Below are 26,136 nucleotides of genomic sequence, written 5' to 3' on the forward strand. Positions count from 1 at the left end.
AGCCGGAAGTCGCTCAGAAGCAGCTGGAGTCGACCTCTTCCAGTTCCAGCATCAGCAGCCGGGCAGTCTTCATCAAGGCTGGCGCCAGCTGTTCGCGGATCACCTCGCGATCCGGCAGCGCTCCCACGGCACTGCAGTTCAGGCCCATGCGCAGCGGTGGATTGCCCAGCGCCAGCGGGACGCTGATGGCAAAGGTATCGCGCTGGTATTCGCCGGCCGCCAGGCAATACCCATGGGCATCGAGCTCGCCGAAGGCACGCTCCATCCGTGCCACCACCTGCGGGCCGTGCTCGCCGCTTTTCTTCCATATGCCGAACAGCAGGCGCTGGCGCTGCTCCGGCGACTGTGACCAGACGTAGGCGCGTCCAATCGAACTGAGCGCCATCGGCACCGAACGTCCCACGCCCAGTCTCAAGGTGGCGATCTTGCGACCATTGCAATACTGGATATAGACCATGTCCAGCTGGTCGGCCACGGCCAGCCCGACGGACATGTCGAAGCGGTCGGCGAAGTCCTGCATGATAGGACGGGCCGCATCCTGTACCAGGCTATTGGACAGGTAGCGCTGCCCCAGTCGCAAGCCGCGCACACCCACCTGCACCCGCACGCCATCCGGTGCGCGATCCAGATAGCCCAGGGCCACCAGGGTGGCGGTCAGGCGCGAGACCGACGCCTTGGAGTAGCCACTGCGACGCACCAGTTCGGCATGCGACAAGGGCTTGGCGCTGCCCTGGAAAACCTTCATGAGCAACAGCGCGCGCTCCAGCGAATGGGTGGCGGCCTGTCCGGCCTCGCTACGCTCATCGGCCTGCCCCGCCGCTGCGGCCGGCAATTGACGTGCCGCACGCCGGTTCCCTGCAGCGCCACTCATGTACCCGCCCCCAGGCGCGCACACACGGCCAGCAGTTGCGGACCGATGCGCTGCTCGACACGGGCCTTGCTGAGGCTACGCGCAGGGCCGGCGCACAAAAGCACCATGGGCATGCGTTGCGCCAGTTGCAGCGGCGCCGCCAGTACGGTGATCTCCGGCCCCCAGTCACCGGTGGAGAGGCAATACGACTTGTCGGTGATCTGCTGCTGGGCATCGGCCAGCTTCTGGCGCAGCAGCATCCATTCGTCACGCTTGTGATAGGGGCGCATGTGGTCCAGCAGGTAATTGCGTTCGTTTTCATGCAGGCAGGCCAGCAAGGCCCAACCCACTGGAGAGGATGCCATCGGCAGGTGTTCGCCCACACCCAGTCCCACGGTCGCATTGCTGGAAGCGCTATGGCAGTTCTCGAAGAAGATCATGTCCAGTCCGTCACGTCCGGCCAGCGCCACGAAGACACCATTGTCGTCGGCCAGCTTCTGCATCAATGCACGCGCCTGCAGGACCACGTCGGCATCGACCATGGCGGCAAAACCCAGGGTGAGTACGGCCACGCCGAGCCGGTACTTGCGCCGCTGTTCGCTGTAGCCGAGATAGCCCAAGGCGGTCAGCGTCTGCGTCAGGCGTGACACCGTGGCCTTGGGCAGACCGGTGCGCGCGGCCAGGTCCTGGTTGGCCAGCCACTCGTCGGTACCGAGGAAGGCATCCAGCACGGCGAAGCCGCGTTCGACCGGCTTGATGACCGCACTCTCGCCGACCGTACCGGCATCGGCACCTGCGCGATAGCCGGGCGGATGGGGAGCGCGCAGCACCAGGCGCACATCCTTGATGCGTGCGCGCCGCTGCCGTGGGGCCTGCGGGTGAGGCTGGCGGGTCGCCGTGCTCATGCGCGACCGGCGGCCATGGATGCCGCTGCAATGATCAGATTCACCGGGTCTCCTTGCCCTCTATGGTCCGGCCTTGCGCAGAGCGCGAGGCGCGGGATTGTTTCCTGGACGCTACCTTGCGACAACGATCCGCCGAGGGTCAACCGATGAATATTTTATGTTCCGTACTTTGGAATTTCCAATGCAGTTTTGAATTTTCTCTTCAACGGCGCAGATCATCCGCAGATTCCTGACCAGCTTTGATGCGATGCAGCTATCCCAAATCCGCCTTGTATTCTGGGGACTTACAGAGGCACTCGGATTTTCTCTTGCGGCGCACAATTGGCCGCTGCCGGCCGGACGATCAGTGACACGGAGGATGGAAGAAAAAAATTCATTCCGATGTACGGAACATCGTCCCCGGCCGGCTTGACACTGTTTTGGCTCTTCCAGACTATACGCACATCGCAGTACCCGCAGCACCGTCAAGCCCATACAAGAACAGCAGAACACACGAGACACCGGCCACACCCGTCGTAGCAGTCCGCACGTGTGAGCAACACCATCACGTCAGCATCAGCAGCAGTTCGCTGCCGCCACTCCCGCAGGAGTCACGGCGCACAGCGTTCACCGGATCCCGGTCACGACCGGAACCGGCACCACCGATCAACCGAAACGACAACGCGCAGACCGGCGCGAGGGCGCAGCTTTGCCCGTCGTTTCCCGCACAGGAAAAAAGATGAGCACTCCCCGCATGCTGGAAGGAAAGGTCGTCATCGTCACCGGATCCGGTGGCGGCATCGGACGTGAAATCGCGTTGGCGATGGCGCAGCAGGGCGCCGCCGTGGTGGTCAACGACATCGGTGTCTCGCTCACCGGTGAAGGCGCCAGTGCGGGTCCGGCGCAGCAGGTGGTCGATGAGATCCGCCAGGCCGGTGGCCAGGCCGTGGCCAACACCGACAGCGTGGCCGACGCCGCCAGCGCGGCACGCATCGTGGAGCAGGCAGTGCACAGCTTCGGTCGCGTCGATTGCGTGGTCAATAACGCCGGCATCCTGCGTGACGCCCTGTTTCACAAGATGAGTGGCGACGAATGGGATGCCGTGATCAAGGTCCACCTCTATGGCGCCTATCACGTCAGTCGCGCTGCGGCGCTGCACTTCCGCGAACAGCAATCGGGCAGCCTGGTGCACATGACCTCGACCTCGGGCCTGATCGGCAATCTGGGTCAGGCCAACTATTCGGCCGCAAAATTGGGACTGACGGCATTGTCCAAATCGATCGCACTGGATATGCAGAAATTCAATGTGCGCTCCAACTGCATCGCGCCGTTTGCGTGGAGCCGCATGATCAGTTCCATCCCGGTCAAGAACGAGGAACAGCAGGCCAGGGTGGACAAGATCAAGCGCATGACACCCGACAAGATCGCGCCGCTGGCCACTTATCTGGCCAGCGACGCTGCCGCCGACGTCAATGGCCAGGTCTTCACGGTGCGCAACAATGAGATCTTCCTGATGAGCCAGCCGCGTCCGCTGCGCTCCATCCACCGTGGCGAGGGCTGGACCGCACAGACCGTGGCCGAGCATGCCATGCCAGCCCTCAAGGCCAGCTTCGTACCGCTGGATCGCTCCGCCGATGTCTTCCAGTGGGACCCGGTCTGAACCGGTCACGGCAACGAGCCCATCATGAGCATCGATTACCAGACCCTGAAGAACTGGCAATTCCCGGTCCTGCAGCACGCCTACGACGCCGATGACACCATGCGCTATGCCTTGGCAGTGGGACTGGGAGCCGCCGCCACCAGCGACGACGGGCAACGCGACGGAGCCCTGCGCTACGTCTACGAGGCCCGCCTGCAGGCCTTGCCAAGCATGGCGGTGATCCTGGCGCACCCCGGCCTGTGGATGGGCGCGCCGCAAGCCGGGGTGGACCTGCTCAAGGTCGTCCATGGCGAACAGCGCCTGCGTCTGCATCGCCCATTGCCGGCCAGCGGCAGCGTGGTCGGCCGCTCGCGGGTCAGGGCGGTGATCGACAAGGGGCGTAACAAGGGCGCGCTGCTGATCGTGGAGCGCGAATTGCGCGATGCCGGCGGCGAGCTGCTGGCAACGGTGGAACAGACCAGCTTCTGCCGTGGCGACGGCGGCTTCAGCGATGCGCACACGCCAGCCGATGCCCCGTCGGCGCCCATGCCAACGGTCCCGACGCGCGCGCCCGATCTGCATTGTGACCTGCCGACCCGGTCGGAGGCGGCACTGCTGTATCGCCTCTCTTCCGATCGCAACCCATTGCACGCCGATCCACAGACCGCCCTGCGTGCCGGTTTCGGGCGGCCCATCCTGCACGGCCTGGCGACCTATGGCATCGCCTGCCACGCCCTGCTACGCAGCTGCTGCGATTACGACGCCAGTCGCCTGTGCGCCCTGGCCACGCGCTTTTCCGCCCCGGTCTACCCGGGTGAAACCCTGCGTACCGAAATCTGGCGTGACGGTCGCCACCTGCAGTTCCAGATGCGTGCGCTGGAACGCGATGTGATCGTGCTCGCCAACGGTACCGCCGAAATGACCGATGCCACGCCTTCGAACTTCTCCACGGAGACCCCATGACCAGCAACAACCAGCCGATCCGCTCCGACATCGCCTTCAGCACGGCCGACCGCATCGTAGTGCGCGGCAAGAGCCTGCCCGACGACATCCTGGGCAAGATGAACCTGGGCGACTTCGCCTACCTGCAATTGACCGGCAAGACTGCCACGCCGCAACAATCCAACATGTTCAACGCCCTGTTGATCACGCTGGTGGAACACGGCATCACCCCCAGTGCGATCGCCGCACGCATGACCTATGCCGGTGCGCCGGAGTCGCTGCAGGCGGCAGTGGCAGCCGGCCTGTGCGGACTGGGTACGGTCTTCGTCGGCACCACCGAAGGCGCCGCCCGGATGCTCTACGAAGCCTTCGAACAGGCCGGCGACGAAGCTGACCTTCCGACCCTGGCAGTGCAGACGGTGGCGCACTATCGCGAGCGCCGGCAGATCATCCCCGGGCTGGGCCATCCGGTGCACAAGCCCATCGATCCACGTACCCCACGCCTGTTCGCGCTGGCGCAGGAGAACGGCATGGCGGGACGCTATGTGCAACTGATCCAGCTGATCCAGCAGGAGGCCGAACGGGCCTCCGGCAAGCAGCTGCCCATCAATGCCACCGGCGCGCTGGGCGCCATCTGCTGCGAGTTCGGCTTTCCCTGGAAGATCGTGCGCGGCTTCGGCGTGATGGCGCGCGCCATCGGCCTGGTCGGCCATCTGCTGGAGGAATCGGAGTCGCCCATGTCCTATCAGCTGTGGCACGAGATCGAAGCCCGCGCCAGCGCCCACCTGCGCGAGCAGGAGTAAGGGATGAGCGCCATGGAGGACAGTTCCGTACTGTGCAGCTTCGAGCAGGGCGTGGCCAGCATTACGCTGAACCGGCCGGAGCGGCTCAACAGCTTCAACGACGCCATGCATGAGCAGATTCGTGCCTTCCTCGATCGCATCGAAGGCGAGTCGGACTTGCGGGTGCTGGTGTTGACCGGTCGCGGACGCGCCTTCTGCGCCGGCCAGGACCAGAGCGACCGCGCGCCGCTGCCGCCCGGCCAGCAGCGCGATCTCGGTGCAGCCCTGGAGCGTTACTACAAACCCCTGATGCTGCGCCTGCGTGCCTTGCCGGTGCCCGTGGTGTGCCTCATGAATGGACTGGCGGTGGGCGTAGGCGCCACCCTGGTGCTGGCTTGCGACATCGTCATCGCCACTCGCTCGGCCTACTTCATGCAGGGTTTCTCACGACTGGGCTTGATGCCAGACGGTGGTGCCACGCAGTTTCTGCCACAGCGCATCGGCACGGCGCGTGCCCTGGGGCTGTGCCTGCTCAACGAGCGGCTGGATGCCGAACAGGCGGCCAACTGGGGCCTGATCTGGCGCTGCGTGGACGACGCGCAGTTCGAAGCGACCAGCCAGGCGCTGGTGCAGCAGCTGGCCGGCAGCGCCACCCGTGCCCTGGGTCTGACCAAGGCCGCCATCCATGCCGCCGCCCACAACGACCTGGCACGCCAGCTCGACCTGGAGACCGAGGGTCAACGTGCGCTCGGCCATACCGATGACTACCGGGAGGGCGTGAGCGCTTTCCGCGAAAAACGCAGCCCCGTCTTTCGGGGGCATTGACGGTACAAACCGGCGCGGCCATCCGACCAGCGCCTATCACAAGCGAGGAGACAAGGAGATGAACATGAGCAAGTGGAACAAGGCATGGACGGCCGGGATCATGGCCTGCGCACTAACAATGTCTGCCGCACCGGGTCTGGCGCACGCGGGGGACATGAGCATCGGCGCGCTGTTCCCGATGAGTGGCCCGAACGCCTCCTATGGCGACATCTTCGGTTCAGGTGCCAATCTGGCAGCCGAACACATCAATGCCGACCAGATGCTGGGCGGCAAGCTGAGCATCCAGTACGAAGACAGCCAGGCGCTGCCGCAACAGGGGGTGATCGGCATGAACAAGCTGGTCAACGTGGAGAAGGTTCCTTATGTACTGTCGGCCTTCACCGGCGTTTCCAAGGCTATTTCCACCATTGCCGGACGCAGCAAGACGGTCGCCGTCAACGGTGGCGGCGTGGGACCGGACCTGGCCGAACTCGGCCCCTATTTCTGGAACATCATCCCGCTGGCCAACTATGAAGTGCGGGCCATCATTCCCTACCTGATCAACGAGCGCAAGCTGAAGAACTTCGTGCTGGTCTATGTCGATGACCCGCTCGGCCAGGCCATCCGCAAGGAAATGGAAAGCGTGCTGCCCGGTGCCGGTGGCAAGCTGGTAGAAGCCCTGTCGGTGCCGGCCACGGCGCAGCAGTTCGGCGGCATCGCCGCGCGTGTGCGGGCCGCCAATCCGGACGTGATCTACGTGGCCTCCTACGGCTCGCAGCAGTCGCAGATCGTCAAGCAGTTCCGCGACAACGGCATCAAGCAGCAGTTCGCCAGCTATACCGCCTTCTCGATTCCGGAGATCAATGCCCTGCCCGAGGCCGCCGGCTCGCTCTACACCTCGCAGAACATCGACTGGAATTCACAGGATCCGGTGACGCGACGCTTCGTCGACGACTACCGCAAGAAGTACAACAAGATGCCCACGGCCTATATCGCCAACTACTACAACGCGGTACGCATGTTCGGCCTGCTGGCACAGCAGCTGATCAAGAAGGGACTGCCTGTCACCGGTGAGAACCTGCTCAAGCAGCGCATCGAGAGCGCCAGCTTCGACCTGGTCGGCGGCAAGGTCAGCTTCGCGGCCAACGGTACGGTCACCATGCCGATGCAGATCAACGAGATCGACGGCAAGGGTGGCAAGGTGGTCAGCACCTCGGCCCGCTGAGCCGCTATCTCGGCCATCGGTGCAACTACAGGAGCGTGCCGTCCGTCGCCGGACGGCACCCGGAGGATCCAGACATGCTATTGCTACAGCTATTGATCAATGGAGTACAGGTGGGCGCCCTGTATGCGCTCATTGCGGTGGGGTTTTCGCTGATCTTCGGCTCCACCCGCATCTTCCATTTCGCCCACGGCTCCACCTTTACCATCGCCGCCTACGTGTTCTATGACCTGCTGTCCATCGCGCAGTGGCACTGGAGCCTGGCGGTACTGGCTTCGGCTGCAGCGGCGGTCCTGTTCGGACTGGCGCTGAACCGCTTCGTGTATGTACCGATCCAGAAGCACGAGGGATCGTTCTTCACCGTCTTCGTCGCCTCCTTCGGGGTCGGCATCGTGGTACAGAACCTGTGCGGCATGCTGTTCGGACGCAGCTTCGTGGCCGTCAGCACACCGCTCTCGCGCAGCGTCGAATGGCTGCCGGGGCTGTATGTGTCACCGCTGGCCGGCATTGCCATCGTGATCGCGCTGCTGTTCTTCTTCGCACTGCAGCTCTTCCTCATGCGCACCCATACCGGCATGGCCATGCGCGCCCTCTCGGAGAACCCGGAACTGGTGCGCGCCTACGGCCTGTCGCCGCGCCGGCTGTCGATGATGGTGTTCGCACTCGGTTCGCTGCTGGTGGTGCCGGCAGCGCTGCTGTCGGCGGCCGGCTCGGGACTCAATCCAGCCATCGGTCACCACGTCATGCTCATCAGCCTGGCCGCCACCATCGTGGGCGGTGTGGGCAGCCTGCGTGGCGCCGCCTACGCCGGCCTGTTGCTGGGCCTGGCCGAAAACCTGGCGCTGGCCTGGTTCGAGCCGCAATGGAGCGAGGCCATCACCTTCATCGTGCTGTTCCTGTTCATCCTGTTCCGCCCCTCCGGCTTCTTCGGTCGGGTCGCCACCAGCTGAGGCCACCATGCTTGCCTATCTCCTGAATCTGGCCACGCTCATGTGCATCAATGCGGTGCTGGCCATCACGCTCAATTTCATCATGGGCTATGCCGGCATCTTTTCGATCGCCCATGCCATCTTCTTCGGCGTAGGGGCCTATAGCGCGGCCTGGCTGGCGCTCCACGCCAGCGCCAACATCTTCCTGGTGATCCCGCTGGCCATGCTGGTGGCCGGCGCCCTGTCGCTGGTACTGGCACTGCCGGCGTTGCGGGTACGCGGCGAATATTTCGTGGCCGCCTCGCTGGGGCTGCAGGTCCTGGGGGTGACCGTGTTTTCCGAATGGAAGTCGGTCACCGGCGGGCTGGGCGGCATGATCGGTATCCCGCCCGCCGAACTGTTCGGGCATGCCGTGGCCGATCCGGTGCAGTTCCTGCTGCTGGCACTGTGCTGCCTGATCCCGGTACTGCTGCTGACCAGCGTACTGTTGCGCTCCTCGTTCGGTCGCAATCTCAAGGCCATCCGCGACAGTGAGTCGGCCGCGCATGCCTGCGGCAAGAACGTGGCCGTGATCAAGACGTTGTCGGTGGTGATCTCGGCCATGCTGGCCGCGGTGGCGGGCGCCCTCTACGCGTTCTACATGGGCTTCATCAATGTCGAGAGCTTCATGCTCGACACCTCGGTACTGCTGATGGCCATGGTCATCATCGGTGGCACCGGCACCCTGCTCGGCCCCCTGGTAGGCACGGTGCTGCTGATGCTGCTGCCGGGCGTGTTCAGCTACATGTCCTTCCTGCCGCAAACCGAGATCGGCTCGATCCAGCAGATCGCCTATGGCCTGGCCATGGTGCTGCTGATGATCTATCGCCCCGGCGGCATCGTCGGTTCCTCGTCCGCACGACCCGCCAAGGAGAAGGCCGCATGAACGCCATCACCGAACACGAAGGCGCCATGCAGGCTGCGCTTGCGCCGCAGGGCGATGGCGAAGTGCTGCTGTCGATACGCCACCTCAACAAGAGCTTCGGCGGCTTGAAGGTGACCAACGATGTGAGCCTGGATCTGCGCGCCGGCATCGTCACCACGCTGGTCGGCCCCAATGGCGCGGGCAAGACCACGCTGTTCAACCAGATCACCGGCCACCTGGTCCCGGATGACGGGGAGATCCTGTGGCGCGGGCAATCCCTGATCGGTCGCCGCCACTTCCAGATTGCGCGCATGGGTATCGCCCGTACCTTCCAGGACCTGCGCCTGTTCAACCAGATGAGCGTGGAAGAAAACGTGTTGACTGTGATGGAGCCGGTGTCGTGGATCTGGCAACCGGGCGGGCGTGCCGCGCGCCAGCAGCGCCTGGAACGGGTGCACGATATCCTGGCACGCACCGGCCTGGCGACCAAGGCGCGCACCCGTGCCCTCGACCTCTCCTATGCGGAACGCAAGTTTCTCAGCATGGCCCGCATCATGGCCGCCGATGCCCGCATCTGGCTGCTCGACGAACCGGCCTCGGGCCTGGACCGCAGCTCCTACGAGCGCTTCCTCGGACTACTGCGCAGCGAGGTCGCCAAGGGCGTGACGGTGTGCATCATCGAACACAACCTCGATATCGTGGTCGGGATTTCCGACCGCATCGCCTTCCTCGATCAGGGCAAGCTGCTGGCCGATGGCCTGCCGGACGAGGTACTGAAGAATCCGCACCTCGCCGCCATCTATTTCGGAGACCAGACCTCATGAATGCCCAAGTCCATCCCGACCCTGCCCCGGCCCTGCTGGAAACCCGCCAGCTGGTGGTGGGCTACGGCGGTCGTCCGGTATTGCGCGATTTCGATTTCCGCCTGCTGCCGGGCGAAGTGCTCTGCCTGATCGGACATAACGGCGCCGGCAAGTCGACCCTGTTGAAGACGCTGTTCGGTCTGGTCGCCCGCCAGGAAGGCCAGGTGCTGCTGGACGGCCAACCGCTGGCGGTAGTGGAACCGCGTCGCCTGTGTGCGGCCGGTGTCTCGCTGGTGCCGGAGGGACGCGGAGTGTTTCCCGGACTGACGGTGGCCGAGACCATGAAGATGGGGCTGTGGGCCGCCGGCGTAGCCGAAGGCGAACGCCAGGCACGACTGGACTGGGTGATGTCGGTCCTGCCAGCGCTACGGCAGTTCTACGGGCGCCGCGCCGGCACCCTCTCGGGCGGCCAGCAACAGATGGTTTCCATCGGCCGCGCACTGCTGTCGCGGCCACGCTGCCTGCTGATGGACGAACCCTCGATCGGTCTGGCACCCAAGTTGTTCCAGGACCTGCTGCAACCGATCCGGCAACTGCAGCGCGAGACCGGCATGGCGATCCTGCTGGTGGAGCAGAACGTCAAGCAGGCCCTGAAGATCTCGGATCGGGTGGTGGTCATGAAGTCCGGTGCCATCATCCGCGAAGCCCTGCCCGCCGAACTGGACGACAACGCCAAGCTGATGGAGCTGTACTGATGCCTGACCAAACTCCGCAAACTCTGCAAACTCTGCAAACTCTGCAAACTCCGCAGACCCTGCTGACCCTGCCCGCGCTGCTGGCCCGTCATGTGGCCGAACGCGGCGACGCCACCGCCTTCATCATCGATGAAGAGCGCATTACCTACGCACAATTCGATGACATGGTCCGACGCAGCGCAGCCTGGCTGCAGGCGCGCGGCGTCAAGCCCGGCGACCGGGTGGCGCTGTGGCTGGTCAACCGCATCGAGTGGTTGGCGCTGTACTTCGCACTGGCGCGTCTGGGCGCGGCCGTGATGACGGTCAATACCCGCTATCGCTCGCACGAGCTGGCCTACATCCTGGAACGTTCCCAGGCCAGTCTGCTGGTGTTGCAACTGAACTTCCGCAAGATCGATTTTCCGGCGGTGCTGGCCGATGTGCCGGCGCAAGCTGCAGCAGCGCTGCGTGAGGTGGTGGTACTGGATGCCGGCGATACGCCACCCGCGCAGGTACTGGGCAAACCCGCAGTGCGCTTCGATCTGCATCGGCTGCCGCCGGTGGCCGCCGACGACCCCATCACGGCCGCCGCACCGGATATGGCCAGTATCCTATTCACCACTTCAGGGACCACCAGTGGTCCCAAGCTGGTACTGCATAGCCAGCGCACGATCTGCCTGCACAGCCAGCGCGCGGCGCCGGCCTATGGCTTCAGCGAGGATGGGGTGCGGCTGCTGGCGGCCCTGCCCTTCGCCGGCGTGTTCGGATTCAATGCGGCGATGGCGACCTTCGTTGCCGGCCAGCCCATCGTGATGATGGATACCTTCGATGGAGAACAGGCTGCGCAGCTCATCGTGCGCCACGCGGTCACGCATGTCTTCGGCAGCGACGAGATGTTCCGTCGCATCATCGAACACGGACAGGGCGAACGCCCCTTCCCCAGTGCACGCGTATTCGGTTTTGCCTGCTTCCATCCGGGCGTGGTGGAATTCACCGAGGCCGCCTGGGCCAGAGGCATCCCCCTGATCGGTCTGTACGGCTCGTCCGAGGTGCAGGCACTGTTCTCGCTGCAAGCGCGCGCGTTGCCGCTGTCGGAGCGCATTCTCGGCGGTGGCCTGCCGGCCAGCCACGCTTTCGGCGTGCAGATCCGCATCCGCGACATCGACAGTGGCGAGCTGCTGGGTCCAGGCCAGAGCGGCGCCATCGAAATCCGCGCCGATACCAACTTCGTGACTTATCTGAACAACCCCGAAGCCAGCGCCCGCGCAATGGACGCCGAAGGCTACTTCCGTACCGGCGACGTCGGATACCTGCGCGCCGATGGCAGCTTCGTCTATCTGACTCGCCAGGGCGACGCCATGCGGCTGGGCGGCTATCTGGTCAGCCCGGTGGAAATCGAGGATGTCATCAAGACCGTGGCCGGGGTCGCCGATGTGCAGGTGGTCTCGGTGGATATCGGCTGCCAGGCGCGGCCGGTAGCCTTCGTCATCGCCGCGCCCGACGCCCGTCCCGATACGCAGGCCATCCTGCACTGCGCCAGCCAGAACCTGGCGCCCTTCAAGGTGCCGGCGCATGTCTGGTTGGTCGATGCCTTCCCGACCACCCAGAGTTCGAACGGCACCAAGATCCAGCGCGCCAAGCTGCGCGACATGGCGCTGCAACGGCTGACCGCAGCCGCCTGACCCTTTTGCCCACGGAGCCAGCATGCCTTCCCTCTACCTCGAAGATTTCCAGCCCGGCCAACGCTTCACCAGCGGCGGACGCACCCTCACGGAGACGGACCTGACCATGTTCTCGATGCTGTCCGGTGACTGGAACCCGATCCACGCCGATGCCGAATTTGCGCGCCACACGCGCTATGGTCAGCGCCTGGTGCATGGCACCCTGGGCATCGCCCTGTGTACCGGGATGCTGCACCAGCTGGGCATCTTCGAACACTCCGTGATTGCCATGCTGGGCTTGCGCCAGTGGGAGTTCAAGCAACCCATCCTGGTGGGCGACACACTGCACCTGGAGCTGGAGATCCTGACGGTGGAAGCCGGCAAGAGCGGACGCAGCGGCAAGCTGGGACGGCGCTTCCGGCTGCTGAACCAGCGCGGCGAGGTCGCCCAGGAAGGCGACAGCGATGTCCTCGTCCTCACCCGCGAAGGCGCGCGCCAGCAGGCGCAGGCGGCGCAGTCATGAGCGCGCAGGTGTTGCGGGAGGACTGCGATGGGCTATGCACGCTGACGCTGAACCGGCCCGACAAGCTCAATGCCCTGACGGTAGAGATGTTCCAGCAGTTGCACGCCCACCTGGGTGCGCTGGAGCAGCAACAGGAGCACATCGGTGCGGTGCTGCTGCGTGGTGCCGGCCGCTGCTTCTCGGCCGGCAACGATCTGCACGACATCGCCGCCGGCCAGGCCCTGCCGCTGCCGCATCTGCAGGCGCGCACCATCGATCGCCTGGCGCGGCTGCCGCAGGTGGTGATCGTGGCGGTGCACGGCCATTGCTACACCGGTGCGCTGGAACTGGCGCTGGCTGGCGACCTGATCGTCTGCAGCCGCTCGGCCAGCTTTGCCGATACCCATGCGCGCTGGGCGCTGACGCCGTTATGGGGCATGAGTCAGCGCCTGCCAAGACGCATCGGCGTGGCCCGTGCGCGCGAGATGATGTTGCTGGGCCGGCGTTACGACGGTCAGCGCGCCGCAGAGATGGGGCTGGCCAATCTCTGCTTCGACGATGCGCAGTTCGAGACCGAACTCCAGGCACTGGTACGCGAGCTGCTGGCCGGCTCCTGGTTCTCTCACCGCGCCACCAAGCGCCTGCTGGAAGAGACCGATGGCCTGCCCCTGGCGGCCGGACTGGCGCACGAAGTATTCCGCAATGCCGGCAAGGGCCCGGACATGGCCGCACGCATCGCCGCCTTCGGCCAGGCCAGCGGGAGGACGGCATGAGCGCCGCCACCCTGGCGGCACGGCTGCGCCTGCCGGTGATCGGCTCGCCCATGTTCCTGGTGTCCAATCCGGCGCTGGTGACGGCGCAATGCGGGGCCGGCATCGTCGGCGCCTTCCCGGCCCTCAATGCCCGTCCACAGGAACAACTGGAGCAATGGCTGTGCCGCATCGAAGAGGACCTGGACGCCCTGCGCCTGGCCCATCCTTCGCGCATCATTGCGCCCTATGCAGTGAACCTGATCGTGCATCCCTCCAACCAGCGCCTGCAGGATGACCTGGCCACCTGCGTGCGCCACCGCGTGCCGATCGTCATCACCTCGCTGCATGCGCCCGAGCAGGTAGTGGCTGCGGTACATGCCTATGGCGGTATCGTGCTGCACGATGTGACCACGCTGCGCCATGCGCGCAAGGCCATCGCCGCCGGTGTGGATGGCTTGATCCTGGTCTGCGCCGGGGCCGGGGGGCATGCCGGCGCGCTCAGTCCGTTCGCCCTGGCGGCCGAGGTGCGCCGCCTGTTCGACGGGCTGCTGGTACTGGGCGGCGCCATTTCCGATGGACGCGGCATCCTGGCGGCACAGGCCCTGGGCTGCGACCTGGTCTATATGGGAACACGCTTCATCGCCTCGGAAGAATCGGCGGCGGCCCCGCTGTACAAGCAGATGATCGTGCAGGGCAGCGCCGAGGATATCGTCTATACCCCCTATTTCTCCGGCGTCCCCGGCAATTACCTCAAACCGAGCATCCGCGCCGCCGGCCTCGATCCCGACCAGCTTCGAGAGGCGCCGGCGCAAGGCATGGATGTGGCCCGCCCCAAGCGCTGGAAGGACATCTGGGGCAGCGGCCAGGGGCTGGGCGCCGTCAGCGAAGTGCTGCCGGCCGCACGCATTGTGGAGCAGCTGGTCGAGCAATACCGGCAGGCCAGGGAAGCGCTGGCCCGGTTGCCCTAGCCACGCCATCGTCCCGCAGGCCGGGACAGGCCCGTCGTCGCCCGCCACCAACGATGGCATGACGACAATGCAATGCACAAAACCGGGGCGGTAGCGATGACCCCGGTGTATCTTTTCCTGCACCAAAAAGCAGCAGAAGGTGCAGTATTAAGCTTCACCTCCACTAGCATCGCACTGCAGCACACTTCACCCCCGCAGTATTCCCCCTGCCCAGCACCCAGCGAAAATCCTTGCCACACAAGCTTTTCGCCACCAATAATCGTCGCCGTGTGTTGTATGCCAATCTTGTATATCAGCGTGGCACACAACTTGCTGATGAGGGGACATGAGCACCAATCCTTCCGTCAAGTCGTCGTCGCAGATTGCGATCCGCATCACCGAGGCCATCCTCGCCAAGCAATTGGCGCCGGGTACCCGGCTGGGCGAGCAGCAACTGGCCGACCTGTTCGGCGTTTCGCGCACCCAGGTGCGGGAAGCGCTGACGCGGCTCATGGCACGCGGCATCGTCACGGTCAGTGCGCGGCGCGGCTGGTTCGTCATCGAACCCACGCCGGAGCAGGCGCGCGAGGCCTTCGAGGCGCGCCGCGTGATCGAGCTGGGGCTGCTGCGACAGGCGCGGGTACGTCCGGTCAGCGGCGAGGCAATCCGGCAACTGCGCGAGCACATCGCCCGCGAAGAGGCCGCCATTGCCGGCGCCGACGTCGGGGCGCGCAGCTTTCTGCTGGGCGACTTCCACGTCTGCCTGTGCGAATGCCTGGGCAACTCGCTGCTGTCGGAAACGCTGCGCGACCTGACCGCCCGCACCACGCTGACGGCGATGCTGCACCAGTCGTCGGAGCAGGCGGAGGATTCGTGTTCGGAACATGTCCTGATCGTCGAGGCGCTGGAACGCGGCGATCTGGAACAGGCTGAGCACCTGATGCAGGCCCACTTGCAACACGTGGAATCAGGTCTCAACCAGGTGCGCAGCAGCGATCCGCTGGAACCGCTGCGGCAGGCACTGGCATCGGTCTCGCGGCAGGGGGCCGCCGCAGGGACCGGCGTCGCGGGCCCGCCAGGCAAACGGCCGCAGTAAGCGCCAGCACCGCGCAGGGCCACTCATCAACGTCGTCAACACTAGGGAAACTGCTATGAAACTGACCAAACTCCTGCTCGGCCTGATGGCCGGCGCCATGATGTTCTCCGCTTCGGCTGCCCGTGCCGACGCCCTGGACGATATCCAGAAGAACGGCACGCTGCGCGTGGCCGTGCCGGCCGACTTCCCGCCGTTCGGCTCGGTCGACTCCGACCTCAAGCCACTGGGCCTGGACATCGACGTGGCCACCCTGATCGCCAAGAAGCTGGGCGTGAAGGTGGAACTGATCCCGGTCTCCAGCGCCAACCGTATCCCCTACCTGACCACCAAGAAGGTCGACCTGGTCATTTCCAGCATGGGCAAGAACGCAGAGCGTGAGAAAGTGATCGACTTCTCGGCCGCCTATGCACCGTTCTTCAACGGCGTGTTCGGCCCGGCCGACCTGTCAGTCAAGGGTGCGGCCGACCTGGCCGGCAAGACCATCGCGGTCACCCGCGGTTCGGTGGAAGACCTGGAACTGACCAAGATCGTCCCGCCCACTGCGACAGTGAAGCGCTACGAAGACAACAACAGCACCATCAGCTCCTTCCTCTCGGGTCAGGTGCAACTGGTGGCCACCGGCAACGTGGTGGCCGCTGCCATCATCGCCAAGAACCCGCCCAAGAAGCCCGAAACCAAGTTCCTGATCAAGGATTCGCCTTGCTTCATCGGTTTGAACAAGGGTGAGAAGAAGCTGCAGGACAAGGTCAACGCGATCCTGGCCGAAGCCAAGAAGGATGGCAGCCTCAACGCCATCTCGCAGAAGTGGCTGGGCCTGCCGCTGCCGGCTGGCCTGTAAATTGCAATAGCCCCGCAGTACCCTGCATCGCCGGTCCGATTCCGCCCGGAACCGGCGATGCATGCAACACCAGATACACGTTTTCAGAGCAAGAGCACCATCGCAGGGCAGGCGGACAACCCGGCAGCACGCAGCAATATAAAGGCAGGGCAGACACGATATCATGGCTTATCAATTCGATTTCCTTTCCACCCTCGACTACACCGACGTCATCGTCAAGGGTGTGGTGACCACCATCGAGCTCATTGCCATCGGCGGCGTGCTCGGCGTGGCCGTGGGCATCTTCGGCGCCTGGGCGCGCACGCAGGGACCGGGCTGGCTCAAGCCCATCGTCAGCGCCTATGTGGAGATGATCCGCAACACGCCCTTCCTGGTGCAATTGTTCTTCATCTTCTTCGGCCTGCCTTCGCTGAATATCCATATCAGTGAAATCAGCGCCGCCATCCTGGCCATGGTGATCAACCTGGGCGCGTACAGCACCGAGATCATCCGTGCCGGCGTGCAGGCCATCCCGCGCGGCCAGATCGAAGCGGCGCAATCGCTGTCGATGTCGCGCATGCAGATCTTCCGCCACATCATCCTGCGCCCGGCGCTGCAGAAGATCTGGCCGGCGCTGTCCTCGCAGGTGGTGATCGTCATGCTGGGCTCGGCCGTGTGTTCGCAGATCGCGGTGGAAGAACTGTCGTTCGCCGCCAACTACATCCAGGGCCGCAACTTCCGCGCCTTCGAGGCCTACATCGTGGCCACCGCCATCTACCTGGTACTGGCCATCCTGTTGCGCCAACTGCTGCGCCTGATCGGCCAATACTTCATCACCGCCCGGAGGACCGCATGATCTCGTTCACCACCTGGGACATCGTCCGCAACCTGATGCTGGCGTGGCGCTGGACCATCCTGCTCTCGCTGGTCACCTTCCTGCTCGGCGGCGCGCTGGGCCTGATCATCCTGTTCATGCGCACCTCGCGCCAGAACTGGCTGCGTCAGGTGGCGCGGCTGTACATCGAACTGTTCCAGGGCACGCCGCTGCTGATGCAGCTGTTCCTGGTCTTCTTCGGCATCGCGCTGTTCGGCATCGAAGTGCCGGCCTGGCTGGCGGCAGGACTGGCCTTGATGTGCTGGAGCGCCTCGTATCTCGCCGAAATCTGGCGCGGCTGCGTGGAAGCCGTACCCAAGGGGCAGTGGGAAGCCTCCTCGGTGCTGGCCATGGGCTACTTCCAGCAGATGCGCTACATCGTGCTGCCGCAGGCCTTCCGTATCGCCATTGCGCCCACCGTCGGCTTCGGCGTGCAGATCATCAAGTCCACTGCGGTGACCTCCATCATCGGCTTCATCGAACTGTCCAAGGCCGGCACCGTCATCACCAACGCCACCTTCCGCCCCTTCACGGTGTTCGCCATCGTGGGCGCCTTCTACTTCGTGCTTTGCTGGCCGCTGTCCAAGTACAGCCAGTCTTTAGAAAGGAAATACAATGCCGCTCATCGCCATTGACAACGTCAAGAAACGCTTCGGCGACAACGAGGTCCTCAAGGGCATCAGCCTGGATGTCGAGCCCGGCGAAGTGATCGCCATCATCGGCAAGAGCGGCTCGGGCAAGTCCACCCTCCTGCGCTGCATCAACGGTCTGGAGAGCATCGACGAAGGCAACATCAGCGTGGCCGGCGCCAAGCTGGGCGCCAGCGAACTGGAACTGCGCAACCTGCGCCTGAAGGTCGGCATGATCTTCCAGCAGTTCAACCTGTTCCCGCACCTGTCGGTGGGTCGCAACGTGATGATCGCGCCGATGATCGTCAAGGGCACGTCCGAAGCCGAAGCCATGGCCACGGCCAAGGCCAACCTGGAGAAGGTCGGTCTGGGTCACAAGTTCGACGCCTTCCCCGACCAGCTCTCCGGCGGCCAGCAGCAGCGCGTGGCGATTGCGCGCGCACTGTCGATGAGCCCGCAGGCCCTGCTGTGCGATGAAATCACCTCGGCGCTGGATCCGGAACTGGTCAATGAAGTGCTGACCGTCATGCGCGGTCTGGCCAAGGAAGGCATGACCCTGCTGATGGTGACCCACGAAATGCGCTTCGCCCGCGAGGTCTGCAATCGCCTGGTCTTCATGCACCAGGGCAAGGTCCATGAGATCGGACCGCCGGAAGAACTGTTCGGCAATCCGAAGACACCGGAACTGCAGCAGTTCATCGGCATGACGCAGGGCGCCTGAGCGACGGCACTGTACTGCATCGATTGCCGGATAGAAGACACCCCAGGTACGGAAGATTTTCCGGACCTGGGGTGTTTTTATTGGGCGATGGCGGACTGGAAAGGGGATGGCTGCTATGGTGCACGCGTCCCAGTCATGCCGTCATGTGATTTCGTACCGACCAGGGACACCACACCACCAAGCAAATCTTGAGATAGTCCCATTTTGGGACTAAAATCAAGGACATCAGGATGAGCAGTGCCATGCGTATCATCGCCCTTTCCACCTTACAGGCGTTCTGGAACCATCCAGCGCATATGGATGCCAGAGAGCCCGGGCACGCATGGTACCGGGATACGCTATTGGCGCACTGGAAGAAACCGAGCGACGTCAAAGCCAGTTTTGGCAATGCCAGCATCCTCAAGGATGGGCGGGTGGTATTCAACCTGGGGGGTAACAAATACCGACTGGTGGTTTGGATCAACTACGACTATCGCGTCGTCTACGTCCGCTTCATCGGCACGCACGCCCAGTACGATCGCATCGACGCGCAGACGATTTAAGGGAAAGACCATGGAGATCAAGCCGATCAAGACAAAGGCCGACTATCGTGCCACGCTGGCGGAAATCGACGGCCTCATGTCGGCCAGGCGGAACACGCCTGATGGGGATAGGCTGGACGTCCTGGTGACGCTGGTCGAGGCCTACGAAGCAAAGCATTTCCCTATCGACCTGCCCGATCCGGTGGAAGCGATCAAATTCCGGATGGAGCAAGCCGGCCTGAGCGTGAAGGATCTTGAGCCCTTCATCGGGCGGCCCAACAGGGTGTATGAAATCCTGAATCGCAAACGCCCGCTGACCTTGTCGATGATCTGGAAGCTCAATCAAGGATTGGGCATACCGGCAGAAAGCCTGATCAAACCCATCAAGCTGGCAAGACCCTGAAGCCAGGCCCTGCCTGCCGGGCGCGTGCTTCAGCCAGTGCCGCCGTTCAACGGTCTAGCTCACACACCTTGCGATCATTCTCATAGAACACCACCGGTCCGGTGGTGAAGCGTTCCTTGGGAATGGCCACCATCAGGTAATCCTTGATGCGGTAGGAAGCGCCCGAGGCCGGGGCGCGATAGAGGTAGTTCAGGCGCAGCCGGCCATCGCGCAGGCGGACCGACAGCGGCGTGAAGACATGCGGACGTTCGGCCGCATCCGGGGCGCTCATGGTGCGGGCCACCAGCAGGTATTGCTTGCGTTCGAAGTGATCTGCCGAGGGGCCGGTGGGGCGCTGGTCACCCTTGGTCGGGGCCGGCTGCATCCAGCGGTCCCATTCGCTGCGGCTGCGGATCAGGGCGCAGAAGACCGGTTGGCGCTGGTCATCCCAGTTCTTCAGGAAGCCCTGGTAGGAACCGCTGAGAATGGTCTTGTAGGGGACCACGGTGGGGTCCTCCTCTTCGGTCCACGGCATCATGGAACAGCCGGCCATGGTGGCCAGCATGGTTCCGGTCAACATCCACTGCACAGTACCCCTGATCGTGTTGCGCATTCGTTTCCCCCAAGAAGCTTAGCATTTAATCATGTCTTGCCGGTCGCTGGCGATATTTCCTTGCATCCCCGTCAAAGTCCCGTCTGACGGGATGCCTGATACCGTGCTACTCAGAGCCTGGCGCCTGCGGATGGTTCAGCATCGCGTACGCAGATGGAGCCCGGTATGGGATTTGCGTGATAATGCGGGGTCCGGAAGGCGGCCATACTGGCGCGAACCCCGTTTGCTTGAACTGGCCCGGGGCCAGCCTATGCCCGCCTCCCCTGTTACCGCCATTTTTGAAGGGTCGTCTCCATGAGCTCAGCAGCCATTTCCTCCACCGCCACCGGCACCGCCCTCGACGGCTTCATCGCCGGCATGCCGAAAACCGAACTGCATCTGCATATCGAAGGCACGCTGGAACCCGAGCTGATGTTCGCCCTGGCCCAGCGCAACCAGGTCGATCTGCCCTACGCCTCGGTGGAAGACCTGCGCGCCGCCTACAACTTCAGCGACCTGCAGTCCTTCCTCGACCTCTACTACGCCGGCGCCAACGTGCTGCGCACCGAGCAGGACTTCTACGACATGACGGCTGCCTACATCGCCCGCGCCCAGGCCGACCAGGTGCGTCATGCAGAGATCTTCTTCGATCCCCAGACCCATACCGAGCGCGGCATTCCAATCGCCACCGTGTTTGCCGGCATCGCCGGTGCGCTGCGCGATGCGCGTCGTCGCGATGGTTTCGGCAGCGTGATGATCATGTCCTTCCTGCGCCACCTGTCGGAAGAAGATGCCTTCGCCACCCTGGAGGCCGCCCTGCCGCTGCGCGAGCAATATGCCGACCTGTGGCTGGGCATCGGCCTGGATTCCTCCGAGCGCGGCAACCCGCCGGAGAAGTTCGAACGCGTCTATGCGCGCTGCCGCGAACTGGGCTTCCGCCTGGTGGCCCATGCCGGCGAGGAAGGCCCGGCCGCCTACGTCATCGGTGCGCTGGACGTGCTGCACGTGGAGCGCATCGACCATGGCGTGCGCAGCGAGGAAGACCCGGCCCTGATGCAACGCCTGGCGCAGCAGCGCACGCCGCTGACGGTGTGTCCGCTGTCCAACCTGAAGCTGTGCGTGGTCAAGGACATGGCAGAACACAACCTGGCGCGCCTGCTCGATGCCGGGCTGGCGGTGACGGTCAACTCCGACGACCCGGCCTACTTCGGTGGCTACATGAATGCCAACTACCACGCCGTGGCGCGCTCGCTCGATCTGTCGCGCCAACAGGTACTGCAACTGGCACGCAATGGCATCGACGCCTGCTTCCTGTCGGACGAGGACAAGGCCATCCTGCATCAGGAACTGGAACAGTACGCCGCCGCCCACTGAGCACAGCCCGCTTTGCCCCGCTTTCCGCCTTCCACGCCCGGCCCTGGCCGGGCGTTTTTGTTGGGCGTGACGCCGGCAAGCACGCTTCTTGCATGCGTGTGGCCCTGAATTGGCAACCGTCCCGTCCGTGAATGACGGCAACTGGACTACGCCATTGAGCAGGATTTTTGCCGGGAATCACGAGACGGATTGCCGACAATCTGTGGAACGCAGATCATGCCCTGCAACATGCCGACAAGCACTGGCCTTCAAGGCAGTACAGGCTGAGCGGCGCTGCATCGCAGCATCGAAACGCGACAGATGGCTGAACCAAAGGGGGACACATTCCTCTCTTTTTGGTGCAGAATAAGCCCCGTTTTGTTGCACATCTGTTCCGCGATTGTTGACGATTCCTGCACTCCCTCGTCATCCGGCGAAGACCTTCCAGACCAGAATGACCAGCCAGAGCACGATCACCATGAACAAAGCCAACAAGACCGCCCGCCCCCCTGCCCCCGCCACGCGTGCCAGTGCCAGTTCCGGTACCAGCGCCCGCGAGCGTGAACACACCGGGGCGGTCGAGGAGAGGATGTACCAGGACATCTACGACGCCATCATGGAACACCGGCTGCCGCCGCGGACCAAGCTGACCGAGCAGACGCTGTGCCAGATCTACGACACGGCCCGCCACACGGTGCGCAAGGTGCTCTCGCGACTGGCCTCGGAGGGCATGGTGGACCTGGAAGCCAATCGCGGCGCCTTCATCGCCAGTCCCTCGCACGCCGAGGTGCGCGACATGTTCGAGTTGCGCAACATCCTCGAACACGCGGTGCTGGAAAAGGTCGGGCAGGCCGCCGGGACGCGCCAGATCGCCGGCCTGCGGCGCATGGTGGAAGAAGAACGGGATTGCTATCTCAACGGCGACCGGCCGCGCTGGATCAGGCTCTCGGCCCAGTTCCACCTGGCGCTGGCGGAACTGACCGGCAACGCGTTGCTGGTGGAGACGCTGCGCAAGCTGGTCTCGCGCACCACGCTGATGATTGCCAAGACGGAGGCGCCGGGCCACAACGCCTGCTCCTTCGATGAACACGAGACCGTGCTGGAAGCGCTGGAACAGGGCGACATCGCCGCAGCCCAGTCGCATATGGCACATCACTTGCATTTGTGCGAGGACCGGGTACGGCCGGATGCGGATGACCAGTTCGATCTGCGCGCCGTGCTCGGCAAGGGACTGTGAACCACGGGCCGGCGCGCATATCCTGATTTCCCCCGACAGGGGGCGTCGGGAAGATGGAAGAAGGAAGTGAAAAAGGAAGTCAGCAACAGACAGGGCCACGTCGCGCGGCTCGCTGCAGCACCGACCGTGTGACCACCACCATGCCGCCAAGAGCATGCAGGAAGTCCGTTGAACAGCCCGGCCCCGGCCGGGCGTGATTCGTTTCGCCCCACCCTTTCTCTCTGATGGAGACCGGCCATGACTACCGATGCTTCCCCCTCTGCTTCCGGCCCTGCGCTTGCTGGCGCCACCGGTGCCACCGGTGCCACCGGCGGCAATGATGCGCGCCTGACCAATGAAGACCTCGCCCCGCTGAAAAAACAGACCTGGGGTTCCTACAACATCTTCGCCTTCTGGATGTCCGATGTGCACAGCGTGGGCGGCTATGTCTTCGCCGGCAGCCTGTTCGCACTGGGCCTGACCAGCTGGCAGGTGCTGATCTCGCTGCTGATCGGCATCAGCATCGTCTACCTGCTGTGCAATCTGGTGGCGCGTCCCAGCCAGGCGCATGGCGTGCCCTATCCGGTGATGAGCCGCTTGTCCTTCGGCGTGCTGGGGGCCAACGTGCCGGCCATGATCCGCGGCCTGATCGCGGTGGCCTGGTACGGCATCCAGACCTACCTGGCCTCGGCCGCCTTCGTGGTGGTGGTGCTGAAGTTCTTCCCCGAACTGAAGCCCTATGCCGATGTCCACGTGCACTCCTTCGCCGGCCTCTCGGCGCTGGGCTGGGGTGGCTTCCTGCTGCTGTGGGTGCTGCAGGCGCTGGTGTTCTGGAACGGCATGGAGACCATCAAGAAATTCATCGACTTCGCCGGACCGGCGGTGTACGTGGTGATGTTCCTGCTGGCCGGCTGGATGATCTACAAGGCCGGTTGGCAGAACGTCGGCCTGAACCTGGGCGAGATCAAGTACAGCGGCTGGGCGGCAGTCTCGGTGATGATCACGGCCATCTCGCTGGTGGTGTCCTACTTCTCCGGGCCGATGCTCAACTTCGGCGACTTTTCGCGCTACTGCCATAGCTTCGCCGATGTGAAGCGCGGCAACTTCTGGGGCCTGCCGGTGAACTTCCTGGCGTTCTCGATCGTCACCGTGGTGACCACCTCGGCCACCATTGCCGTCTTCGGTGAACTCATCACCGACCCGGTGGAAACCGTTTCGCGCATCGACAGCACCACGGCCGCGGTGATCGGCGCACTGACCTTCCTGACGGCCACCATCGGCATCAACATCGTGGCCAACTTCGTCTCGGCCGCCTTCGACTTTTCCAACCTCTCGCCGAGCCGCATCAGCTGGCGTGCCGGCGGCATGATCGCGGCCACGGCCTCGATCTTCATCACGCCCTGGAACCTGTTCGGCAATCCGGAAGTGATCCACTACACCCTGGATGTGCTGGGCGGCTTCATCGGCCCGCTGTACGGCATCCTGCTGGCGGACTACTACCTGGTCAAGCAACGCCAGGTCAAGGTCGAGGACCTGTACACCATGCGTCCGGAGGGTCGCTACTGGTACACCAACGGGATCAACCGCGACGCCGTCAAGGCGCTGGTGCTGGCCGCTGCCGTCTGCGTGGCCTGCGTCATGCTGCCGCAATTGCGCAAGGCGGCCGACTTCTCCTGGTTCATCGGCGCGGCGCTGGGCTCGGTGTTCTACCTGATGTTCACGCGCAAGCGCTGAACGCCGTCGACATCGTCTCCCCTTGCATCAAGGAACAAGCATGCGCATCAAGCTGATCAATCCCAACACCACCATGAGCATGACCGCGGCCATGACCGCCTGCGCCCGCCAGGTGGCCGCGCCCGGCACCGAGATCACGGGCGTGAGTCCGCAGATGGGGCCGGCCTCGATCGAGAGCCACTATGACGAGGCGCTGGCCGTGCCGGGGCTGCTACAGGAAATCGAAGAGGGCGAGCGCGCCGGCATGGATGCCTACGTGATCGCCTGCTTCGGCGACCCGGGACTGTCGGCGGCACGCGAGCTGGCCCGTGGTCCGGTGATCGGGATTGCCGAAGCGGCCATGCACATGGCCAGCCTGGTCGCCCCTTCGTTCTCGGTGGTGACCACGCTGGCGCGCACCAGCGGCATGGCCTGGCACCTGGCCGAGCGCTACGGCATGCAGCGCTTCTGCCGCAACGTGCGCGCCTGCGAGATCGCGGTGCTGGAGCTGGAGAACCCGGCCTCCGATGCGCGTGCCCGCATCACCGAGGAATGCCGGCGTGCGCTGGCCGAAGACGGCGCCGAGGCCATCGTCCTGGGCTGTGCCGGCATGGCCGACCTGTGCGCGGCAATCGGTCGCGACATCGGTGCGCCGGTGATCGATGGCGTCACCGCCGCCGTCAAGCTGGCCGAGTCGCTGGTGGCACTGGGCCTGGGTACGGCCAAGGGTGGCGAATGGGCGCGCCCGTTGCCCAAGGCTTATCATGGTTTGCTCAGCGGTTTTGCACGCATCTGATTTCCCACGCAGCGCCGTTGTCGGGCGCTGCGGTTTTCTTTCTTGATAGCCAAACGAAGAACTTATGTCACAGCAACAAACTTACCCACGCGACCTCGCCGGCTACGGCCGCAACCCGCCGCACGCACACTGGCCCGGCCAGGCGCGGGTGGCGCTGCAATTCGTGCTGAACTACGAAGAAGGCGGCGAGAACTGCGTATTGCACGGCGACCCCGCCTCGGAGCAGTTCCTCTCGGAGATCGTGGGCGCGGCGGCGTATCCGGCGCGGCACATGTCGATGGAATCGATCTACGAATACGGCTCACGGGTGGGTGTCTGGCGCATCCTGCGCGAATTCGAGAAACGCGGCCTGCCCATGACCATCTTCGGCGTGGCCATGGCATTGCAGCGTTCACCCGACGTCACGCAGGCGTTCCAGGAGCTGGGTCACGAGATTGCCTGCCACGGCCTGCGCTGGATTCATTACCAGAGCATGGACATCGAGACCGAACGCGCCCACATGCGCGAGGCCGTGCAGATCTTCCGTGAACTCACCGGATCGGCCCCGCTGGGCTGGTACACCGGCCGCGATTCACCCAATACCCGGCAACTGGTGGTGGAGCATGGCGGTTTCGCCTACGACTCGGATTACTACGGCGATGACCTGCCGTTCTGGACCGAGGTCGAGACCGCCAGCGGCGAAAAGCGTCCGCATCTGGTCGTCCCCTATACGCTGGACTCCAACGACATGCGCTTTGCCACGCCGCAGGGCTTCAACACCAGCGAGCATTTCTACCAGTACCTGAAGGATAGTTTCGACGTGCTGTACGAGGAGGGAGAAGAAGCGCCGAAGATGCTCTCCATCGGCATGCATTGCCGCCTGCTGGGACGTCCGGGGCGCTTCCGCGCCTTGCAGCGCTTCCTGGATTACGTGCAGTCACACGACAAGGTCTGGATCTGCCGCCGCATCGATATCGCCGAGCACTGGCAGAAGACGCATCCCTTCGCGCAACGCTGAAGAGAAGGGCGTCGGATGGCCGGACGCCCTGCATGACATCAACATCAGGACCGATGCCGCCAGCTTCTGCTGGC

Annotated in this window: 28 protein-coding genes; 25 read left to right on the forward strand and 3 right to left on the reverse strand. The window is 64.2% G+C overall.

The window, feature by feature from the left end:
* Window positions 1-13 precede the first annotated feature (13 nt).
* Both BTM36_RS10015 and BTM36_RS10020 read right to left on the reverse strand, forming a co-directional pair.
* Complete coding sequence (locus BTM36_RS10015; protein WP_077236142.1) at window positions 14-871, reverse strand: IclR family transcriptional regulator; 858 nt, start codon at window positions 869-871, stop codon at window positions 14-16.
* On the reverse strand, window positions 868-1,755 hold the full coding sequence (locus tag BTM36_RS10020; protein ID WP_077236143.1) for an IclR family transcriptional regulator: 888 nt from the start codon (window positions 1,753-1,755) through the stop codon (window positions 868-870). Before BTM36_RS10020 ends, BTM36_RS10015 begins: the two co-directional genes overlap by 4 nt.
* Before the next feature lie 733 nt (window positions 1,756-2,488).
* Between BTM36_RS10020 and BTM36_RS10025 the strand changes: the two genes are divergently transcribed.
* From BTM36_RS10025 to BTM36_RS10120, 20 genes are all read left to right on the forward strand, one after another.
* On the forward strand, window positions 2,489-3,394 hold the full coding sequence (locus BTM36_RS10025) for an SDR family NAD(P)-dependent oxidoreductase (protein ID WP_077236144.1): 906 nt from the start codon (window positions 2,489-2,491) through the stop codon (window positions 3,392-3,394).
* 24 nt (window positions 3,395-3,418) lie between these two features.
* Window positions 3,419-4,336, forward strand: coding sequence for a MaoC family dehydratase (locus BTM36_RS10030; protein WP_077236145.1), 918 nt, complete (start codon window positions 3,419-3,421; stop codon window positions 4,334-4,336).
* Window positions 4,333-5,118 carry a citryl-CoA lyase gene (locus tag BTM36_RS10035; protein WP_077236147.1) on the forward strand — a complete coding sequence of 262 codons (786 nt, stop codon included), beginning with the start codon at window positions 4,333-4,335 and terminating at the stop codon, window positions 5,116-5,118. Before BTM36_RS10030 ends, BTM36_RS10035 begins: the two co-directional genes overlap by 4 nt.
* A gap of 3 nt (window positions 5,119-5,121) precedes the next feature.
* Window positions 5,122-5,922 (forward strand): 2-(1,2-epoxy-1,2-dihydrophenyl)acetyl-CoA isomerase PaaG, encoded by an 801-nt coding sequence (paaG, locus tag BTM36_RS10040; RefSeq protein ID WP_077236149.1) that lies wholly within the window; start codon window positions 5,122-5,124, stop codon window positions 5,920-5,922.
* 64 nt (window positions 5,923-5,986) lie between these two features.
* Window positions 5,987-7,126, forward strand: coding sequence for an ABC transporter substrate-binding protein (locus BTM36_RS10045; RefSeq protein WP_077236292.1), 1,140 nt, complete (start codon window positions 5,987-5,989; stop codon window positions 7,124-7,126).
* Window positions 7,127-7,200: 74 nt separating this feature from the next.
* On the forward strand, window positions 7,201-8,073 hold the full coding sequence (locus BTM36_RS10050) for a branched-chain amino acid ABC transporter permease (protein WP_077236150.1): 873 nt from the start codon (window positions 7,201-7,203) through the stop codon (window positions 8,071-8,073).
* 7 nt (window positions 8,074-8,080) lie between these two features.
* Window positions 8,081-8,977 (forward strand): branched-chain amino acid ABC transporter permease, encoded by an 897-nt coding sequence (locus BTM36_RS10055; RefSeq protein WP_006461441.1) that lies wholly within the window; start codon window positions 8,081-8,083, stop codon window positions 8,975-8,977.
* Window positions 8,974-9,780 (forward strand): ABC transporter ATP-binding protein, encoded by an 807-nt coding sequence (locus tag BTM36_RS10060; protein WP_077236152.1) that lies wholly within the window; start codon window positions 8,974-8,976, stop codon window positions 9,778-9,780. The genes BTM36_RS10055 and BTM36_RS10060 overlap by 4 nt, the downstream gene beginning before the upstream one ends.
* On the forward strand, window positions 9,777-10,514 hold the full coding sequence (locus tag BTM36_RS10065; protein WP_077236153.1) for an ABC transporter ATP-binding protein: 738 nt from the start codon (window positions 9,777-9,779) through the stop codon (window positions 10,512-10,514). Before BTM36_RS10060 ends, BTM36_RS10065 begins: the two co-directional genes overlap by 4 nt.
* The gene (locus BTM36_RS10070) at window positions 10,514-12,175 is read left to right on the forward strand and encodes an AMP-binding protein (RefSeq protein WP_077236154.1); all 1,662 of its coding nucleotides are present in this window, start codon (window positions 10,514-10,516) and stop codon (window positions 12,173-12,175) included. The genes BTM36_RS10065 and BTM36_RS10070 overlap by 1 nt, the downstream gene beginning before the upstream one ends.
* Window positions 12,176-12,197: 22 nt before the next feature.
* Complete coding sequence (locus BTM36_RS10075; RefSeq protein WP_077236155.1) at window positions 12,198-12,677, forward strand: MaoC/PaaZ C-terminal domain-containing protein; 480 nt, start codon at window positions 12,198-12,200, stop codon at window positions 12,675-12,677.
* Window positions 12,674-13,429: an enoyl-CoA hydratase/isomerase family protein gene (locus BTM36_RS10080; protein WP_006461436.1), complete on the forward strand. Its 756-nt coding sequence runs from the start codon at window positions 12,674-12,676 to the stop codon at window positions 13,427-13,429. Before BTM36_RS10075 ends, BTM36_RS10080 begins: the two co-directional genes overlap by 4 nt.
* Complete coding sequence (locus BTM36_RS10085; RefSeq protein WP_077236156.1) at window positions 13,426-14,376, forward strand: nitronate monooxygenase family protein; 951 nt, start codon at window positions 13,426-13,428, stop codon at window positions 14,374-14,376. Before BTM36_RS10080 ends, BTM36_RS10085 begins: the two co-directional genes overlap by 4 nt.
* A gap of 325 nt (window positions 14,377-14,701) precedes the next feature.
* Window positions 14,702-15,451 (forward strand): GntR family transcriptional regulator, encoded by a 750-nt coding sequence (locus BTM36_RS10090; RefSeq protein ID WP_077236158.1) that lies wholly within the window; start codon window positions 14,702-14,704, stop codon window positions 15,449-15,451.
* 55 nt (window positions 15,452-15,506) lie between these two features.
* On the forward strand, window positions 15,507-16,289 hold the full coding sequence (locus tag BTM36_RS10095; protein ID WP_077236159.1) for a transporter substrate-binding domain-containing protein: 783 nt from the start codon (window positions 15,507-15,509) through the stop codon (window positions 16,287-16,289).
* 163 nt (window positions 16,290-16,452) lie between these two features.
* Window positions 16,453-17,124 carry an amino acid ABC transporter permease gene (locus tag BTM36_RS10100; RefSeq protein ID WP_006461432.1) on the forward strand — a complete coding sequence of 224 codons (672 nt, stop codon included), beginning with the start codon at window positions 16,453-16,455 and terminating at the stop codon, window positions 17,122-17,124.
* Window positions 17,121-17,777, forward strand: a complete 657-nt coding sequence (locus tag BTM36_RS10105) for an amino acid ABC transporter permease (protein ID WP_006461431.1) — start codon at window positions 17,121-17,123, stop codon at window positions 17,775-17,777. Before BTM36_RS10100 ends, BTM36_RS10105 begins: the two co-directional genes overlap by 4 nt.
* Window positions 17,758-18,492 (forward strand): amino acid ABC transporter ATP-binding protein, encoded by a 735-nt coding sequence (locus BTM36_RS10110; RefSeq protein ID WP_077236161.1) that lies wholly within the window; start codon window positions 17,758-17,760, stop codon window positions 18,490-18,492. Before BTM36_RS10105 ends, BTM36_RS10110 begins: the two co-directional genes overlap by 20 nt.
* A gap of 242 nt (window positions 18,493-18,734) precedes the next feature.
* Entirely contained in the window at window positions 18,735-19,034 is a 300-nt protein-coding gene (locus tag BTM36_RS10115) for a type II toxin-antitoxin system HigB family toxin (RefSeq protein WP_077236293.1), read from the forward strand.
* Window positions 19,035-19,044: 10 nt separating this feature from the next.
* Window positions 19,045-19,416 (forward strand): type II toxin-antitoxin system HigA family antitoxin, encoded by a 372-nt coding sequence (locus BTM36_RS10120; RefSeq protein WP_077236163.1) that lies wholly within the window; start codon window positions 19,045-19,047, stop codon window positions 19,414-19,416.
* 46 nt (window positions 19,417-19,462) lie between these two features.
* Here the strand turns inward: BTM36_RS10120 and BTM36_RS10125 are convergent, their stop codons facing one another.
* On the reverse strand, window positions 19,463-20,008 hold the full coding sequence (locus BTM36_RS10125; RefSeq protein WP_077236165.1) for a hypothetical protein: 546 nt from the start codon (window positions 20,006-20,008) through the stop codon (window positions 19,463-19,465).
* Between the two features lie 294 nt (window positions 20,009-20,302).
* Here BTM36_RS10125 and BTM36_RS10130 point away from each other — a divergent pair, with 294 nt between their 5' ends.
* The 5 genes from BTM36_RS10130 (at window position 20,303) to puuE (ending at window position 26,062) form a co-directional block, all read left to right on the forward strand.
* On the forward strand, window positions 20,303-21,361 hold the full coding sequence (locus BTM36_RS10130; protein ID WP_077236166.1) for an adenosine deaminase: 1,059 nt from the start codon (window positions 20,303-20,305) through the stop codon (window positions 21,359-21,361).
* 457 nt (window positions 21,362-21,818) lie between these two features.
* Window positions 21,819-22,577: a GntR family transcriptional regulator gene (locus BTM36_RS10135; protein WP_039874068.1), complete on the forward strand. Its 759-nt coding sequence runs from the start codon at window positions 21,819-21,821 to the stop codon at window positions 22,575-22,577.
* A gap of 237 nt (window positions 22,578-22,814) precedes the next feature.
* Window positions 22,815-24,290: an NCS1 family nucleobase:cation symporter-1 gene (locus BTM36_RS10140; protein ID WP_077236168.1), complete on the forward strand. Its 1,476-nt coding sequence runs from the start codon at window positions 22,815-22,817 to the stop codon at window positions 24,288-24,290.
* 40 nt (window positions 24,291-24,330) lie between these two features.
* Complete coding sequence (locus BTM36_RS10145; RefSeq protein WP_077236170.1) at window positions 24,331-25,065, forward strand: aspartate/glutamate racemase family protein; 735 nt, start codon at window positions 24,331-24,333, stop codon at window positions 25,063-25,065.
* A 64-nt stretch (window positions 25,066-25,129) separates the two neighbouring features.
* Window positions 25,130-26,062: an allantoinase PuuE gene (puuE, locus tag BTM36_RS10150; protein ID WP_006461423.1), complete on the forward strand. Its 933-nt coding sequence runs from the start codon at window positions 25,130-25,132 to the stop codon at window positions 26,060-26,062.
* The last annotated feature ends 74 nt before the right edge of the window (window positions 26,063-26,136 follow it).

The organism is Herbaspirillum sp. VT-16-41 (assembly GCF_001994935.1).
GTDB lineage: Bacteria > Pseudomonadota > Gammaproteobacteria > Burkholderiales > Burkholderiaceae_D > Herbaspirillum > Herbaspirillum frisingense.

Bases quoted from the DNA above. Each gene is read 5' to 3' on its own strand.
- BTM36_RS10015 (WP_077236142.1), bottom strand. From the start codon at position 871: ATGAGTGGCGCTGCAGGGAACCGGCGTGCGGCACGTCAATTGCCGGCC.
- BTM36_RS10020 (WP_077236143.1), bottom strand. From the start codon at position 1,755: ATGAGCACGGCGACCCGCCAGCCTCACCCGCAGGCCCCACGGCAGCGG.
- BTM36_RS10025 (WP_077236144.1), top strand. From the start codon at position 2,489: ATGCTGGAAGGAAAGGTCGTCATCGTCACCGGATCCGGTGGCGGCATC.
- BTM36_RS10030 (WP_077236145.1), top strand. From the start codon at position 3,419: ATGAGCATCGATTACCAGACCCTGAAGAACTGGCAATTCCCGGTCCTG.
- BTM36_RS10035 (WP_077236147.1), top strand. From the start codon at position 4,333: ATGACCAGCAACAACCAGCCGATCCGCTCCGACATCGCCTTCAGCACG.
- paaG (WP_077236149.1), top strand. From the start codon at position 5,122: ATGAGCGCCATGGAGGACAGTTCCGTACTGTGCAGCTTCGAGCAGGGC.
- BTM36_RS10045 (WP_077236292.1), top strand. From the start codon at position 5,987: ATGAGCAAGTGGAACAAGGCATGGACGGCCGGGATCATGGCCTGCGCA.
- BTM36_RS10050 (WP_077236150.1), top strand. From the start codon at position 7,201: ATGCTATTGCTACAGCTATTGATCAATGGAGTACAGGTGGGCGCCCTG.
- BTM36_RS10055 (WP_006461441.1), top strand. From the start codon at position 8,081: ATGCTTGCCTATCTCCTGAATCTGGCCACGCTCATGTGCATCAATGCG.
- BTM36_RS10060 (WP_077236152.1), top strand. From the start codon at position 8,974: ATGAACGCCATCACCGAACACGAAGGCGCCATGCAGGCTGCGCTTGCG.
- BTM36_RS10065 (WP_077236153.1), top strand. From the start codon at position 9,777: ATGAATGCCCAAGTCCATCCCGACCCTGCCCCGGCCCTGCTGGAAACC.
- BTM36_RS10070 (WP_077236154.1), top strand. From the start codon at position 10,514: ATGCCTGACCAAACTCCGCAAACTCTGCAAACTCTGCAAACTCTGCAA.
- BTM36_RS10075 (WP_077236155.1), top strand. From the start codon at position 12,198: ATGCCTTCCCTCTACCTCGAAGATTTCCAGCCCGGCCAACGCTTCACC.
- BTM36_RS10080 (WP_006461436.1), top strand. From the start codon at position 12,674: ATGAGCGCGCAGGTGTTGCGGGAGGACTGCGATGGGCTATGCACGCTG.
- BTM36_RS10085 (WP_077236156.1), top strand. From the start codon at position 13,426: ATGAGCGCCGCCACCCTGGCGGCACGGCTGCGCCTGCCGGTGATCGGC.
- BTM36_RS10090 (WP_077236158.1), top strand. From the start codon at position 14,702: ATGAGCACCAATCCTTCCGTCAAGTCGTCGTCGCAGATTGCGATCCGC.
- BTM36_RS10095 (WP_077236159.1), top strand. From the start codon at position 15,507: ATGAAACTGACCAAACTCCTGCTCGGCCTGATGGCCGGCGCCATGATG.
- BTM36_RS10100 (WP_006461432.1), top strand. From the start codon at position 16,453: ATGGCTTATCAATTCGATTTCCTTTCCACCCTCGACTACACCGACGTC.
- BTM36_RS10105 (WP_006461431.1), top strand. From the start codon at position 17,121: ATGATCTCGTTCACCACCTGGGACATCGTCCGCAACCTGATGCTGGCG.
- BTM36_RS10110 (WP_077236161.1), top strand. From the start codon at position 17,758: ATGCCGCTCATCGCCATTGACAACGTCAAGAAACGCTTCGGCGACAAC.
- BTM36_RS10115 (WP_077236293.1), top strand. From the start codon at position 18,735: ATGCGTATCATCGCCCTTTCCACCTTACAGGCGTTCTGGAACCATCCA.
- BTM36_RS10120 (WP_077236163.1), top strand. From the start codon at position 19,045: ATGGAGATCAAGCCGATCAAGACAAAGGCCGACTATCGTGCCACGCTG.
- BTM36_RS10125 (WP_077236165.1), bottom strand. From the start codon at position 20,008: ATGCGCAACACGATCAGGGGTACTGTGCAGTGGATGTTGACCGGAACC.
- BTM36_RS10130 (WP_077236166.1), top strand. From the start codon at position 20,303: ATGAGCTCAGCAGCCATTTCCTCCACCGCCACCGGCACCGCCCTCGAC.
- BTM36_RS10135 (WP_039874068.1), top strand. From the start codon at position 21,819: ATGAACAAAGCCAACAAGACCGCCCGCCCCCCTGCCCCCGCCACGCGT.
- BTM36_RS10140 (WP_077236168.1), top strand. From the start codon at position 22,815: ATGACTACCGATGCTTCCCCCTCTGCTTCCGGCCCTGCGCTTGCTGGC.
- BTM36_RS10145 (WP_077236170.1), top strand. From the start codon at position 24,331: ATGCGCATCAAGCTGATCAATCCCAACACCACCATGAGCATGACCGCG.
- puuE (WP_006461423.1), top strand. From the start codon at position 25,130: ATGTCACAGCAACAAACTTACCCACGCGACCTCGCCGGCTACGGCCGC.